We start from the raw sequence: 15,211 nt of genomic DNA, 5'->3' as shown, positions 1-15,211 counted from the left end.
TCTCATACGTGCCCCAGCACCTTCCACCAAAGCGGCCCAACCACCAGCCAGGCCACCATGTAAAACAGGCTCATTAAAAAGCCCGCCTTCCACCATTCACCCTGGGTCACGTAGCCCGCGCCGAACATCACCGGACCGGAGCCGATGCCATATTGCGTCAGGCAACCGTTCACGTTGCTGAGAATGCCGAGCGAGACCGCGGCGACGAAGGGCGGGACGCCGGCGGCGACCATCAGCGCCATCGAAAGTGGAAACAGCGCGCTGATATGCGCGGTCGCGCTGGCGAAAAAGTAGTGAATGTAAACATAGATCGCCGCCACCAGCATATAGACGGCCAGCATCGGAAAGCCCGCGAGGTGCTGGCCGAATTCCTTGCCGAACCAGGCCACCATCCCATATTCGTTGAGCTTGGAGGCCAGCATGATGAGCAGGCCGATCCAGATCATCGTGTCCCAGGCGGACTTCTCGTTCAGCGCGTCCTGCCAGGTCAGCACGCCGCTGATGAACAGCAACGACACGCCGATCGCCGCCGCGAGCGTCGCGCCGATGCCGAGATCGTCGCCAAACACCCACAGCACCAGCAAGCCGACGAAGATGCACGCCATGATGATTTCTTTGACCGAGATGGAGCCCATCGTCGCGAGCTCCCGTTGCGCGAGGTCGGTCGCATCGGGGGTGCGTCTGACGTGCGGCGGGGCGATCCACAGCATCGCAATCGGAATCACGGCGAGGCACAGCAGACCGGGGATGGACGCCGCCAGCGCCCAGTCGAGCCAGCTGATCGACACGCCCTGGTCCGCGGCCAGCTTGACCGCCAGCGGGTTGCCCGCCATCGCCGTGATGAACATACCCGCCGTGATGATGTTCGCGTGAAAGGCGCAGAGGATCAGATAGCGTCCCACCTTCGCGCGTGATTCCGGATCGTCGGCGTGGCTGCCCAGCACTTCGGAAATCGCTCGCGTGATAGGTAACATCACGCCGCCCGCGCGCGCGGTGATGCTCGGCATCGCGGGGGAGATCACGAGTTCGGTCAGCACGAGCCCGTAGCCGAGCCCCGTCGTGCGCTTTCCCAGCAATCGCATGAACAGGAGCGCGATCCGGCGGCCAAGGCCGGTCTTGATCACGCCGCGTGAAATGAAAAACGCGAGCATCACGAGCCAGACTAGGTCGGTGCCGGTGGATCGGGTGACGTCGGCGAACGTCAGAACGCCGACCAGCACACCGATGGTCGAGCCGATGATGGCCACCACCGACATCGGCAGCGGGGCGGTCATGATCCCCGCAATGGTCGCGACGAACACGGCGAACATATGCCAGGCCTTCGGCTGCAGGCCGGCGGGCGCGGGCAAAAACCAGAGCACGAGGCCGACCGCGACCGGTACCAGATATTTCCAGATGCCCGCCGGCAGTCCGACCGAGGGCTTCGGCGTGGCGGGCGGGGAGCTGGTGGGCTGTGAAACCTTGGCAGGTGTGGGAGCCATGATGGACCTCGTGCCGGCGTTGCTGGGTCTTTTCGGAGTGCGCGAGAAAGCGTCACCGCTCGTGAAGCACGCTTTGCGTCGCCTCCTTGACAATGCGCGCGCTGCCCAGCAAGGCCTCGCGCTCGATAGGGTCAAGTTCAGGATAGGCGATCAGGCGCGCGCCCGCGCCATTGACGACCATCGGCAGCGACACGCACACGTCCGGTACGCCTTCCACTTCGGGCTGGACGATGCCGACCGTCAGGATCAGATCCATGTCGTGCACGATGGCCTCGCAGATCCTGCCTATCGCGCTGGCGATGCCGTAATGCGTGGCGCCTTTGCCTTCCTTGATGAGCTTCGCCGCCTCGTGGACGGAGCGCAGGATCAGATCCCGGCTGGCGGGGCCCAGCTCCTTGCCGTTCCTCGTCAGGAAAGTTTCGAGGGGCATGCCGCAGACGGTCGCGGCGGACCACTGGATCACCGCCGATTCGCCATGCTCGCCGAGCACATAGGCGTGAATCGCGGAGGCCACCACGCCGAGCCGTTCGGACAACAGGGAGCGCAGCCGCCCGGTGTCGAGCGACGTGCCGGTGCTGATGACGCGCTCGCGCTCGCCACGCAACTGGTCGTAAACGGCGCCGGCCAGCACGTCGCAGGGGTTGGTCGCGATCAGGTAGATGGCCTCGGGCGCGAGCGGTGCAATGCGCCCGACGATTTCGGTCGCGATCTCCGCATTGGTTCTGGCAAGGTGCAGGCGCGTCTCGCCGGGTTTGACGCCGGCGCCGGCCGTGATCACGACGATGTCGGCGTCGCGCGCGTCTTCGTAGTCCCCTGCGCGGAACCGGCTGTGCCCCCAGAATGCCGCGGCATGGGCGAGATCCAGAGCCTGCCCTTCAGCGCGCACCCGCGCGACGTCGATGATGACGACTTTCGCGCTCGGAATGGCCAACGCCACGAACAGGGCTGCCGATCCCCCAACCAGCCCCGCGCCGACGATAACGATCTTGGCCTGCCGCATCGCGAACCTCGCTAAGTTCGGGTTTCACCCCGAAGCATAGTCGCACGCGCGCGTTTGTCATCAATCAGACCTTAGTCCTACACGGCGGCGGCGCGCTTTTCCGCCTTTGGAGAGAAGGCGAACGCTCGGTGAGCTGCGGCGACATCTGTTGCTCGGCCCACCGCGCGCCTGCGAACTGGTGCCTGAATTCAACCGGTGTCATGGCCTTGGCGGCTTTGAATTGCCGGTTGAAATTCGCCACGTTTGCAAACCCGGAGCGCGTCGCAATGACGGAAATCGGCGCTTGCGTGTCCGTCAACATCCGGCACGCGTGGCCGATTCGCACGCGCGTCACGTAGCGCCCGACGCTCTCGCCAAGATGCTGCGTGAAATGCCGCGTCAAAGAGCGCTCGGACAGCCCCGACGCCTTGGCAAGCGCGGAAAGCCGCAGCGGATGCGCGAACTGTGTCTCGATCAATGCGAGCGCGCGATTGAGCTGATCGGATTCGTGGCCAGTGGCGGCGCCGGTCCGCGCATCGAATGCGCTTGGGGATGCGAGCGGCGTGGCGGGAAGCGCCGACAGCAGATCCAGCACGTCGAGCGCCGCCTGCAAGCGTTCGCGCGGTTTGTCGGACAGCAGGCGGTCCAGGTGCTCGCGCATGCGCGCGCCGGCACCCTCTTCGAATGCGAGGCCGCAGGCCGCTCTGCGCAACAGGTCGCAGAGGCCGTTGTACTCGGGGCAGACATCGGCGAGTCGCCGCAGCCACGCGCCGTCGAACCAGACGACGATCGCGACCTGCGGGTGCGCCGCGTCGATCGAGCGGTTCGAGGCCCAGGTGTGCGGCAGATTCGGCGGCACCAGCACCAGATCGTCCGCGCCGTAGGTCGCGACCGAGTCGCCGATGTACCGCTTGCCCTGACTGTTCATCGTCAGCGTCAGTTCGTACTCGGGATGGTGGTGCCATTCGAAAGGGATGCGGGGCAGCCGGCGGTGATAAACCCTGACCGAACAGTCCCGGCCAAAATCTACATGTTCGAAAGCGGCTTTCATGTCCGAAATCGTCAAATAATTGACCGGATAGTATCACGCGCGCACTGCTCGTTCGCGTACGCTTCAAGCATCAGAAACCCCATGGAGACGATGCAATGGCCTTGCAAATCGACGACCTGCCGGCAGCCATCCGTCAAGCGAAGCGCGAACTGCGCGCAATGCGGCCGAACTACCGTGAAGTGTTCGCCGACGTCGCAGCGGCGATGACGAAGGAGGCCGAGCGAATCGCAACGCTGCGTGAGCGCGGCGAGCCGGTGATTCCGGAAATCCAGTTCGCCGACATCGTCGCGAACCGCGTCACCGACGAGCAGATCGCGCTCGTCAAAGCTCGCGGCGCCTGCGTGATCCGCAGGGTGTTCGACCGGTCGCTCGTCGAGCAATGGGATCAGGACATCGCGGAATACGTCGAGCGTAACGACCTCGACGCCAAGCTGCTGAATCGCGCGGAAGACAAGTACTTCGGCCAACTCGCTTCGAGCAAGCCGCAAATCTACGGCGTGTACTGGTCGAAGCCGCAGGTGCTCGCGCGCCAGTCGAGCGCGCTCACCCAGGCCCGCGTGTTCCTGAACCGGCTGTGGCGCACCGAGAGCGAAGGGCGCGTGCATTTCGATCCGAACCATGTGCCGGTGTATGCGGACCGCCTGCGTCGCCGGCCGCCCGGATCGGAATCGCTCGGATTGTCGGCCCATTGCGACGGCGGTTCGGTCGAGCGCTGGATCGAGCCGAATTTCCGCAACGTCTATCGCCATGTGTTCTCTGGCCACTGGCGCGACTACGATCCGTTCGATGCCGCGTGGCGCACCGAAGTCGAGGAGATCGCTTCGCCGGCCGTCTGTTCGATGTTCCGCACGTTCCAGGGCTGGACCGCGCTGACGCCGCAAGGTCCCGGCGACGGCACTCTGCAATTGGTGCCGATGGCGAACTCGATGGTCTACATCCTGTTGCGCGCGCTTCAGGATGATGTCGCCGAAGACGATCTGTGCGGAGCGATGCCGGGTCGCGCGCTGTCGATCAAGTCCGAGTGTCACGCGCCGCTGTTTCATGCGCTGTCGTCGATTCCGTTGATGCAGGCGGGCGACACCGTGTTCTGGCATAGCGACGTCATTCACGCGGTCGAGGACGCGCATCGCGGCAACGGTTATAGCAACGTGATGTATATCGCTTCGCTGCCGGCCTGCGCGAAAAACGATGCGTACCTGAAGCGGCAACTGCCGAGCTTTCTCCAAGGCAGCAGCCCGCCGGATTTTCCGGCCGATAACTTCGAAGTCGATTTCGTCGGCCGAGCGACGGCGGACGATCTCACCGAGCTTGGCCATGCGCAAATGGGCTTCGATCTGTGAGCGCAAAGGGCATGGCCGCCTCTTGATCGGGAGCGGAACTTGCTGCCATTTCAGCATGGCAACGACCCAAGGAGGACCGGCCATGGCCACCACACCGAACAAGGACGAAAACCCGCTCCGGCCGGATCAGTCCGACGTCGTGCAGACGGATCTGCCCGACATCGGTCCATCGCAGGACCCGGACGCGCCGCCGCTCGATCCCGACATCGACCCCGATCGCGAAGACGACAAGCCGTAGACGAGCGCATTCGCTCGATAAACAAAATAGATGTGCCGCTGGGCGGTTCGGTGCAGCGTCAATCGTGGCGACGGGCTGATGCCACAGCGCAGCGCGTGAGCGCGGCGTGTCCCTGCGCCGCTACAACTGACTCTCGATCGCGGCTTTGTCGATGACCGACCAGACTTGCTGGATTTTGCCGTCACCGAACTCGTAGAAGACGTTCTCGCAGAACTCGACGCGTTTGCCTTGCACCGGAAGCCCGAGAAACATGCCGATGGGCGTGCAGTCGAAATGCAATCGGCTTGCGATATGCGGCGGCTCGCAAACCAGCATCTGAATCTCGAAGTGCAGGTCCGGAATTTTGCGGAAATCTCTTTCCAGCATCTCGCGATAGCCCGGCAAACCGATTCGTTGTCCGTTGTACTTCACGTCTTCGCCAACGAAGTCCCGCAGCTTTGACCAGCCCTGCGTGTTCAGACAGGCGATATAGCCGCGATAGAGTTTCGACAGATTGAATTCGCTCATCGCAATCGTCTTCCATGCCTAAGTAGATAAGCCGATTGTCGGCGATCTGGGATTTAGCGTTGAATGCGGCTCCCTCGATGCACCCCGCATCACCCTCGCACGGATGCGAGAAACCCTCTCCAGACAAACCCGGATTGCTGCTCCGATTTCGCCACTGTTATCGTTCACTCGACAGTGTGGAAGCGCTTCCACTTAAGCGTTCACAGTAAGGTCGAACGAAAGCGCATCGAGTTCCGCGACACCCGGTTCAACGACCTCATCGCAGGAGAGAATCCGTGGTAAACAACGCATCCGCAGTCGTCGACGCCGGACAACCAAGCGCTCACGGCGACCCACATTCCGATCCATTCACACCGCCCGCCGATTCGTCGCTATGGCGCCAGGATTTCCTGCTCGGCGCGGCCACCGCGTCGTATCAGATCGAAGGCGCGGTCAATGAAGACGGCCGCCTGCCGTCGATCTGGGACACGTTCTCGGCCACACCGGGCAAGGTGCTGGCGGGCGATACCGGCGCCGTCGCATGCGATCACTATCATCGCTGGGAACAGGACGTCGAGCTGCTCGCGGGCCTCGGCCTCGAAGCGTACCGGCTGTCGACCGCATGGCCGCGCGTGATGGACGAAAACGGCGCGCCGAACCACAAGGGGCTCGACTTTTACAAGCGCCTGCTCGGACGGCTCAAAGAGAAGAACATCACGACTTTCGTCACGCTGTATCACTGGGATCTGCCTCAGCATCTGGAAGATCGCGGCGGCTGGCTCAATCGCGAAACCGCGTACCGTTTCGTCGATTACGCGGATCTGATGAGCCGCGAACTGCACGGCTTCGTCGATGCGTGGGCGACGCTCAACGAACCGTGGTGTTCGGCGTATCTCGGCTACGGCAACGGTCATCACGCACCGGGACTCTCGAACCTGCGTTTCGCCGCGCAGGCCATGCATCATCTGCTGCTCGCGCACGGTCTCGCGATTCCGGTGCTGCGCGCGAACGATCCGCGTTCGCACAAGGGCATCGTCGCGAACGTCGGGCGCGGCACGCCGAATAGCGACAGCGCCGCCGACCGTCGCGCGGCCGAACTGTTCGAAGTTCAGCACAACGCGTGGATTCTCGATCCGCTGTTCAAGGGCGAGTATCCGCAAGACCTGTTCGAGCTGCGGCCGGGCAGCGAGCCGCTGGTGCTCGAAGGTGATATGCAGACGATCAATACCCCGCTCGATTTCCTCGGCATCAACTATTATTTCCGCACCAACGTGGCGAGCGACGACGGGCATGGATTCAAGGACGTGCCGCTTGCAGATGTCGAGCGTACGCAGATGGGATGGGAGGTTTACCCTGACGGTCTTCGCGATCTGCTGACCGGCTTCAAGGACACCTATGCCAATCTGCCGCCGATCTACATCACCGAGAACGGCATGGCATCGGACGACAAGGTCATCGACGGCCGCGTCGAGGACACGCAGCGCATCTCGTTCCTGAAGCGCCATCTCGCCGCGGTCGATCAGGCGATCAAGGCGGGCGTCGACGTGCGCGGCTATTTCCTGTGGTCGCTGATGGACAACTTCGAGTGGGCTTTCGGCTATGAGCGGCGCTTCGGCATCGTGCACGTCGACTACCAGACGCAGAAGCGCACGATTAAACGCAGCGCGGAGCTGGTGTCGAAATTCCTCGAAGATCGCAAGGCGCAGGCGCAATAAACACAATCAAAACGACGCAGCAACGATGTAAAACCGGGTGGAGCTGGTTGGTATTTCGACTTGACACACGGGCGCGGAGCCTGGAGGAGACGGAATGAACAGCAACAGAATGGTCTTGCGAGGCGTAGTTGCGGCACTGGCGCTGTATGGCGTCGTCGCGCATGCGGAGCCGCTCAAGGCTAACGTGATTCACTGGTGGACCTCGGGTGGCGAATCGGCGGCGATTCGTCAGTTTGCCGTCGCGTACGACAAGGCCGGCGGCCAATGGGTCGACAACGCGGTCGCCGGCGGGGACCAGGCGCGCGCCACCGCGATCAACCGCATCGTCGGCGGCGATCCGCCCACAGCAGCACAGTTCAATACGTCGAAGCAGTTCCACGATCTGATCGATCAGGGACTCCTGAATAACGTCGACGACGTCGCCGCGAAAGAAAACTGGAACGGCATTTTTCCGCAATCGATTCTCGACAGCATCCGCGTGAAGGGCCATTTCTACGCGGCGCCGGTCGACATCCATATGCCGGCGTGGTTCTTCTACTCGAAGCCGGTGTTCCAGAAAGCGGGCATCACGAGCGAGCCCAAAAGCTACGACGAATTCATCGCCGATCTCGGCAAGCTGAAGAGCGCGGGCGTGATTCCGCTCGCGTTCGGCGGTCAGCCGTGGCAGGAGAAGATCACGTTCGACGCGGTGCTCGCCGATGTGGGCGGCCCGGACCTGTATATGAAGGTCTATCGCGATCACGATCAGAACGCGGTGAACTCCGAGGCGTTCAAGAAGGTGCTCGTGTCGTTCAAGAAGCTGCACGATTACGTCGACCCGGGCTCGCCTGGCCGCAATTGGAACGACGCGACCGCGCTCGTGACTTCGGGCAAGGCCGGCGTTCAGATCATGGGCGACTGGGCGAAGGGCGAGTTCCTCGCTGCGAATCAGACTGCGGGCAAGGACTTCGGCTGCTTCCCGGGCTTCGGTCCGCGTTCGCCGTACCTGGTTGCGGGCGACGTGTTCGTGTTCCCGAAGACCGACAGCGCGTCGGCGATCAAGGCGCAGAATCTGCTCGCCACGGTAATGACCTCGCCGTCCGCGCAGGTTGCGTTCAGTGCGAAGAAGGGCTCGATTCCGATTCGGGGTGACGTGGATGAAAGCAGCCTCGATATCTGCGCGAAGGAGGGCATCGCGATCATGAAGGACAAGTCGCGCCAGTTGCCGAACCCGGAAATGCTGCTGTCGCCCGATACGCAAGGTGCGCTGACTGACGTCGTGACGAACTTCTGGAACAAGAACGAGTCCGTCGACGACGCGCAGAAAGCGTTCGCCAGCGCGCTGAAGGGCTAGGCCTCGCCATGCACGCGCTCAAGCTGCCAGCCGAGGGTTCGAACCCACCGGGCAAGTCGCAACCCAGGCCGCGAAACAAGCCGCTGAACCGGCGGTTTTCGATCGCGGTCTGGCTGGCCTTGCTGCCGATGCTCCTGACCGTCGTGTTCACGTATCTGGGCACGATGGTCTGGACCGCGCGCGTGTCGCTCAGCAATTCGCACACGTTTCCGTCGAACGACTTCGCGGGTCTCACGCAGTACGTACGGCTGTTCCACAACGACCGCTGGCTGATGTCGCTGCAGAACATCGTGATCTATGGCGCGTGCTTCATCGTCGCGTGCATGGTGATCGGTTTGCTGCTGGCGATCTTCATCGATCAACGGGTGGTCGCGGAAGGCGCGTTGCGCACGGTGTTTCTGTATCCGTACGCGATGTCGTTCGTCGCGACCGGGCTCGTGTGGCAGTGGATTCTGAATCCCTCGCTCGGTGCGCAGCAGGTGCTGCGCAACCTCGGCTTCCCGCATGCGCGCTTCGACTGGATCGTCGATCAGGACTGGGTCATCTACACGATCGTGATCGCGACCGTCTGGCAGGCTTCGGGCCTCGTGATGGCGCTGCTGCTCGCGGGCCTGCGCGGCATCGACGAAGAGTTGTGGAAAGCCGCGCGCATCGACGGCATTCCACGCTGGCGCGTGTATGCGAGCATCGTGGTGCCGATGCTCGGACCGTCGATCTCGACCGCGTTCGTTCTGCTGTTCGTGATGGTCGTGAAGCTGTACGACGCTGTCGTCGCGATGACCCAGGGCGGCCCCGGCACCGCGAGCGAAGTGCCGGCCAAATTCATCATGGACTATCTGTTCGGACGCGCGAATATCGGTCTTGCGTCGGCAGCATCGATCGTGCTGCTCGCGACGGTGCTCGCGGTTCTCGCGCCATTCTTCTATGCACGCAGCCGTGCGGCGCTGCGCGGGGAGAGAGGATGAACACGCTCGATTCCACGCTCAAAGGCGGCCTGCCGCAGCGCGCGCGCACGCGGCCTCGCCGTTCGGTGTTCTCGCCGGCGCGCCTAGGCATCTACGCGTTCCTGCTCACCGCGGCGGTGTTCTTTCTGTTGCCGCTCTACGTGATGCTGGTCACGTCGGTCAAACCGATGAGCGAGATCCGCCTCGGCAATCTGCTTGGGTTTCCGATGCATTTCACGCTCGACGCGTGGGTTGCCGCATGGCAGTCGGCCTGTACCGGGCTCGATTGCAACGGCATTCGCGTCGGCTTCTGGAACTCGGTGCGCATCGTCGCGCCGAGCACAGTGCTGTCGATCATGGTCGGCGCGGTGAACGGCTACGCGCTGTCGTTCTGGCGGCCGCGCGGCGCGGGCCTGCTGTTCGGCGTGCTGCTGGTCGGCGCGTTCATTCCGGTGCAGGTGATGATCTATCCGCTCGTGCGGGTGCTCGCGAGCGTGCATCTGTTCAGCTCGCTGCCCGGCATCGTGCTGATTCACACGATGTTCGGCATGCCGGTGATGACGCTGCTGTTCCGCAACTACTACGCGTCGATTCCGCTGGAGCTGTTCAAGGCCGCGCGCATCGACGGCGGCAGTTTCTGGCGCATCTTCTTTCAGCTGATGCTGCCGATGTCGACGCCGATCATCGTCGTCGCGCTGATCATGCAGGTCACGAACATCTGGAACGACTACATTCTGGGTCTCGTGTTCGCCGGCACGAAGAACCTGCCGATGACGGTGCAGCTGAACAACATCATCAACACGACGACCGGCGAGCGGCTCTACAACGTCAATATGGCGGCGACCATTCTGACGTCGATGGTGCCGCTCGCGGTTTATTTCATCTCGGGCCGTTGGTTCGTGCGCGGCATTGCGTCGGGCGCCGTCAAGGGGTAAGGCATGACAGACATGGCTAATACGATCGATGCGGCCGCCGTGCCGGGTGCAAGCGCGGGCGCTGCCGCCGACGCCGCGGCGCTCACGCACCCCGCCAATGTGGCGGTCCGCAATCTGACGATTCGGCTCGGCGCGAACACGGTGATCGAGAACCTCGATCTCGACGTGCTCGCCGGCGAGTTCGTCGTGCTGCTGGGGCCGTCGGGCTGCGGCAAGTCCACGCTGCTGCACAGCATCGCCGGATTGATCGACGTCAGCGACGGCAGCATCGAGATCGCCGGCGAGGACATGACGTGGGCCGATCCGAAAGATCGCCGCATCGCGCTGGTGTTCCAGTCGTACGCGCTCTATCCGACCATGAGCGTCGAGCGCAACCTGTCGTTCGCGCTGCGCATCAACGGCACGCCGAAGGCGGAAATCGCAAGGCGTGTCGCACGCGCGTCGGAGATGCTGCAACTGGGGCCGCTGCTCAAGCGCAAGCCGTCGCAGCTGTCGGGCGGACAGCGGCAGCGCGTCGCGATCGGCCGCGCGATCGTGCGCGAAGCCGATGTGTTCCTGTTCGACGAACCGCTGTCGAACCTCGACGCGAAGCTGCGCACCGAGCTGCGCCGTGAGCTGAAGCAACTGCACCACAGCCTCGGCGCGACGATGATCTACGTGACGCACGACCAGGTCGAGGCGATGACGCTCGCGACACGGATGGCCGTGATGCGCGGCGGCGTGATCCAGCAGTTCGGCACGCCGGCCGAGGTCTATGCGCGGCCGAACAACCTGTTCGTCGCGACCTTCCTCGGCTCGCCGGCGATGAATCTGCTGAAGGGCATGCTCGAAACGCGCGACGGCGTGCTCCACTTCTGCTCCGCGAATGCGCAGATCGACGTGTCGACATACGAATTCACGCAGGCACCCGCGCACGGTCTGCCGTGCGTACTCGGTGTGCGCGCCGAAGACGTGCATATCACGGCAGGCGGAAGCGAGCGCGGAAAAGTTTCGCTGATGGAGCCGATGGGCAACCACCGCGTGATCTGGCTCGACTATCATGGCGAACAGATCGCGTCGATCGATCAGACAAAAGCGCCGATTGCGGAGGATGACACCGTGGCGTTCTCGTTCGACGCCGCGCATGTCTCGCTATTCGACGAAGCGAGCGGCGCGCGCTTATAACGCCGCGCCGCGTCACGCGCGAAGCGGCTCGTCGAGACAGGTTTGATGGAGAACCGCGTGGCAACACTCAAGGACGTCGCGCAACTGGCCGGCGTGGGCATGTCGACCGCTTCACGAGCGATTTCCGGCAAGGGACCGATTTCCGCCGATGCCGCGGCGCGCGTGAAGGCGGCGATCGAGGCGCTGAACTTCCGCCCGTCGTCGATCGGCCGGGCAATGGCGACGCAGCAGCTAGGCATCATCGGCATCTTCGTGCCGACCTTCTTTGGTCCGTACTACGGCACGATCCTGAAGCAGACCGACACCGAGTTGCGCGCGGTCGGCCGGCATGTCGTGGTCGCGACCGGTTGCGGCGAGGTGTCGCCGCGCGAGCAGGCAATCGAGGCAGTGCGCTTTCTAATCGGCCGCGATTGCGATGGCGTGGTCGTGATCAGCCACGATCTGCACGACGAAGACCTGATCATGCTGCATGGCATGCATCCGAAGATGGTGTTCCTGAATCGCGCGTTCGAGCAGTTGCCGGAAGCGTCGTTCAGCGCGGATCATCGGCGCGGCGGCGAACTCGCGGCGCGCACGCTGCTCGATCACGGGCATCGCGACATCGCGGTGATTTCTGGGCCCGCTACCGCGTCGGACAACGTGATGCGGGTCGACGGCTTTTTCGCCGAACTCGCGCGAGCAGGCATTGCGCGCGACGACGTCCTGCTGATCGAATCCGACTTCTCGCCCGAAGGCGGCTACGCGGCCGCGCAGAAGCTGCTCGAGACGCAGCGGAGCGTGACCGGCCTGTTCTGCGCGAACGACACGATGGCTGTCGCCGTGCTCGCGCGTTTTCACCAGGCGGGCATTTCGGTGCCGAACGACATTTCCGTGATCAGCTACGACGACGACTACTCGGCCGCGTACGCGGCGCCCGGGCTCACGTCGGTGCATATTCCGACCGGAGAACTGACGCAAAATGCGGTGCGCTGGCTGATCAACCAGTGTTACGGCACCACGTGGGAGATCTTCCGCGAGTTTCCGGTCAGCGTGACGATGCGCGAATCGGTCGGGCCAGCGCCGATACAGAAGAAACACACGCGTGGCGCAACCCGGTAGAAGGATTTGCCTAATCGTGGCGGTGTGATGTGTGGCGCGCGGACGCGCGCCGCCCCGGCTGTCTTATGCCGGCGCCGTTCAAACTTGCGAACTAAACGGGTACGCGGCTACCAGCTATACGCAGCGCGGCTTTTCTCATAGTCCAACGGATTTTTCTTCGAGTTTTTTAACGCGAGCCGTCGCGCGCTTATTCGCGTTTTCACTTACGGATGTGACGGTTTTTTAAAGGTCGTCGTAATTCTTCGCAAGACTGCTTTGCGGTTTTCCCTCATTAAACTTGCGTCAAATTTCTTTAAACTCGGCTGTAACAAGTTGTTACGGGGTGAGTGTGATGCTGGCTATCTTTCTGATCGCCTGTCCGATCGGCATCGCTGCGCTGTTTAGCTTTGCGCGCCATGTGGATCCGCAGATCGGACGTTTCAAACGGTAGATTTTTTTCGCGCGTTTTTTCCGCGGCCGTGCGGTGGAAATTTTCGCATTGCGATTAGCATTCGTTGGTGCGTCGTCAATTTGAAAGGGGCAACCGTTTGCATCCTTTCGATTTGCTTTCTCGTTTTCGTTTTCGTCAATAGCCCGTTTTACCTTTCAGCAAGTCTTGCCTTGGCGTGCGGGTTCGCGGCACGATGCGCGATTACCTTCGTTTTGGGTCGGCATCGCATATGCGAGATTCTCTGCAGAAAATGGCGGCACGTGCGAGCGTGCTGAAGGGCGTTCTTCCTTTGAGCCGGATCGCGGCGGCGCGTGATGCGCTGGCCGGTGTGCAGCTTGCGTCGATGGATATACCGCAGGTGCTCGGCTATGCGCGCATTGCCGGCATGCCAGCCGTCACCGGGCTTTATACGGTATTCCTGCCGCTGGTCGCGTTCGCGTTTTTCGGCGCGTCGCGGCATCTGGTCGTCGCTGCCGATTCGGCCACGGCGACGATCTTCGCGAGCCGTCTGGAGACGATGGCAGCCGCGTCGAGCGCCGAATACGCGGCGCTCGCGGCGATGGTCGCGCTGCTGACGGCCGGGTTGCTGCTCGTCGCGCGCATCTTCAAGCTCGGTTTTCTCGCCGACTTCCTGTCGCGCACCGTGCTGGTCGGCTTTCTCGCCGGCGTCGGCGTGCAGGTCGGCATCGCGATGCTCGGAGACATGCTCGGCGTGCCTGGACATGCGACGCGCAGTGTGGACCAACTGCTGCTCGTCGTGAGCAAGGCCACGCAGATCAATCGGCCGACGCTGGCGATCTCGCTCTTCGTGGTGGCTGCGATTCTCGTCTGCAAGCGTTTCTGGCCGCGCCTGCCGGTGCCGTTGATCGCGGTCGTCGGAGGCATTGCCGCGAGCGACCTGTTCGGATTCGCCGCGCACGGCATTTCGATTCTCGGTCCGGTGGAGGGCGGCTTGCCGCCGCTGCGGGTTCCGTCGGTGACGTGGCAGCAGACGCTCGATCTCGTGCCGGTCGCGGCGTCGTGCTTCGTGATGATCGTCGCGCAAAGCGCCGCCGCGAGCCGGGTGTTCGCCGAGCGGTATCACGAGGTGGTCGATACCAACGCGGACCTGCTCGGCATCGCGGCCGCCAACGCGGCGGCGGCGTTTTCCGGCGCGTTCGTCGTCAACGGCAGCCCGACGCAGACGGCGATGGCCGATCGAGCCGGCACACGCAGCCAGTTCGCGCAGCTCGTGTTCGCTGCGGTCGTGGTGATCGTGCTGCTGTTTTTCAGCCGCTATCTGCAGTATTTGCCCCACTGCATTCTCGCGAGCATCGTGTTTACGATCGCGGTCGGCCTGATCAACGTGCAGTCGCTCTATTCGATTCGCCGCGAAAGTCCCGGCGAATTCGCGCTAGCGTTGTTCACGGCGGCTGCGGTCGTGCTGATCGGCGTCGAGCACGGCATTCTGGTCGCGGTCGCGTTGTCGTTGCTGCGTCACGTGCGACACAGCTACCGCCCGCACACGATGATGCTCGCGCCCAACGGCGACGGCTTGTGGGTGCCGGTGCCGGCGGTGCCCGGCATCGAGACCGCGCCGGGGCTGATCGTCTATCGCTTCGGCGCCGACCTGTTCTACGCGAACGATCATTTTTTCGTCGACGATGCGCGCCGCCTGATCGAGCACGCACCGAACGCCGTGCGCTGGTTCGTCGTCGATGCGAGCGCGATTACGGATGTCGATTATTCGGCGGCGCGCTCGGTGGGCGAGTTGTGCTCTGCGCTCAAGCGCGATCGGATCGAAGTGATCTTTGCGCGCGTGAATCGTTATTTGCGCTCGGATATGGATCGGCATGGCATCACGCCGATCGTCGAGGAGCGCTGCATTTTCGGCACGCTGCATGAGGCGCTGAGCATGGCGGGGGTGGAGAAGCCGCATGAGCAGGTGAAGGGGGCGCCATAACGGGGAGGGCGCGTGCGGTATCGGAACGAGCAAAAAGTTGGTGGCAAACGTTGTCTGCGCCTCATTTCTTGTCGC

13 protein-coding genes are annotated in these 15,211 nt (G+C 63.1%); 9 read left to right on the top strand and 4 right to left on the bottom strand.

Features of this window, described 5'->3' with window-relative positions:
* Positions 1-2: 2 nt before the first annotated feature.
* From AB4Y34_RS09715 to AB4Y34_RS09705, 3 genes are all read right to left on the bottom strand, one after another.
* Positions 3-1,481 (bottom strand): DASS family sodium-coupled anion symporter, encoded by a 1,479-nt coding sequence (locus AB4Y34_RS09715; protein WP_368589382.1) that lies wholly within the window; start codon positions 1,479-1,481, stop codon positions 3-5.
* A 52-nt stretch (positions 1,482-1,533) separates the two neighbouring features.
* The gene (locus tag AB4Y34_RS09710) at positions 1,534-2,481 is read right to left on the bottom strand and encodes a lactate dehydrogenase (protein WP_368715891.1); all 948 of its coding nucleotides are present in this window, start codon (positions 2,479-2,481) and stop codon (positions 1,534-1,536) included.
* Positions 2,482-2,545: 64 nt separating this feature from the next.
* Positions 2,546-3,511: a helix-turn-helix domain-containing protein gene (locus tag AB4Y34_RS09705; protein WP_368715890.1), complete on the bottom strand. Its 966-nt coding sequence runs from the start codon at positions 3,509-3,511 to the stop codon at positions 2,546-2,548.
* Between the two features lie 95 nt (positions 3,512-3,606).
* Here AB4Y34_RS09705 and AB4Y34_RS09700 point away from each other — a divergent pair, with 95 nt between their 5' ends.
* Together AB4Y34_RS09700 and AB4Y34_RS09695 are read left to right on the top strand one after the other, a co-directional pair.
* A complete protein-coding gene (locus AB4Y34_RS09700; protein WP_368715889.1) occupies positions 3,607-4,851 on the top strand; it encodes a DUF1479 domain-containing protein in 1,245 nt (414 codons plus the stop codon).
* 82 nt (positions 4,852-4,933) lie between these two features.
* Entirely contained in the window at positions 4,934-5,089 is a 156-nt protein-coding gene (locus AB4Y34_RS09695; RefSeq protein WP_368613291.1) for a hypothetical protein, read from the top strand.
* 120 nt (positions 5,090-5,209) lie between these two features.
* On the opposite strand, the gene AB4Y34_RS09690 is transcribed toward AB4Y34_RS09695, so the two are convergent.
* A complete protein-coding gene (locus tag AB4Y34_RS09690; protein WP_368715888.1) occupies positions 5,210-5,596 on the bottom strand; it encodes an ester cyclase in 387 nt (128 codons plus the stop codon).
* Between the two features lie 275 nt (positions 5,597-5,871).
* On the opposite strand from AB4Y34_RS09690, the gene AB4Y34_RS09685 reads away from it, so the two are divergent.
* The 7 genes from AB4Y34_RS09685 to AB4Y34_RS09655 all read left to right on the top strand — a co-directional run bounded on the left by AB4Y34_RS09685 (position 5,872) and on the right by AB4Y34_RS09655 (position 15,136).
* Positions 5,872-7,290, top strand: coding sequence for a GH1 family beta-glucosidase (locus AB4Y34_RS09685; RefSeq protein ID WP_368715887.1), 1,419 nt, complete (start codon positions 5,872-5,874; stop codon positions 7,288-7,290).
* 94 nt (positions 7,291-7,384) lie between these two features.
* Positions 7,385-8,623, top strand: a complete 1,239-nt coding sequence (locus AB4Y34_RS09680; RefSeq protein ID WP_176124735.1) for an ABC transporter substrate-binding protein — start codon at positions 7,385-7,387, stop codon at positions 8,621-8,623.
* 8 nt (positions 8,624-8,631) lie between these two features.
* The gene (locus AB4Y34_RS09675; RefSeq protein WP_176124737.1) at positions 8,632-9,588 is read left to right on the top strand and encodes a carbohydrate ABC transporter permease; all 957 of its coding nucleotides are present in this window, start codon (positions 8,632-8,634) and stop codon (positions 9,586-9,588) included.
* Positions 9,585-10,502, top strand: a complete 918-nt coding sequence (locus AB4Y34_RS09670) for a carbohydrate ABC transporter permease (RefSeq protein ID WP_176381022.1) — start codon at positions 9,585-9,587, stop codon at positions 10,500-10,502. The genes AB4Y34_RS09675 and AB4Y34_RS09670 overlap by 4 nt, the downstream gene beginning before the upstream one ends.
* A 3-nt stretch (positions 10,503-10,505) precedes the next feature.
* Positions 10,506-11,666 carry an ABC transporter ATP-binding protein gene (locus AB4Y34_RS09665; protein WP_368715886.1) on the top strand — a complete coding sequence of 387 codons (1,161 nt, stop codon included), beginning with the start codon at positions 10,506-10,508 and terminating at the stop codon, positions 11,664-11,666.
* Between the two features lie 45 nt (positions 11,667-11,711).
* Positions 11,712-12,764 (top strand): substrate-binding domain-containing protein, encoded by a 1,053-nt coding sequence (locus AB4Y34_RS09660; RefSeq protein ID WP_368715885.1) that lies wholly within the window; start codon positions 11,712-11,714, stop codon positions 12,762-12,764.
* Between the two features lie 659 nt (positions 12,765-13,423).
* Positions 13,424-15,136 (top strand): SulP family inorganic anion transporter, encoded by a 1,713-nt coding sequence (locus AB4Y34_RS09655; RefSeq protein WP_368715884.1) that lies wholly within the window; start codon positions 13,424-13,426, stop codon positions 15,134-15,136.
* Positions 15,137-15,211 lie beyond the last annotated feature (75 nt).

Origin of the sequence: Paraburkholderia sp. BR10954, assembly GCF_040965775.1 — a bacterium.
In the GTDB taxonomy this organism is placed as follows: domain Bacteria; phylum Pseudomonadota; class Gammaproteobacteria; order Burkholderiales; family Burkholderiaceae; genus Paraburkholderia; species Paraburkholderia youngii.
Note: the sequence above shows the minus strand (reverse complement) of the source record. Positions and strands in the feature narration are given on the sequence as shown.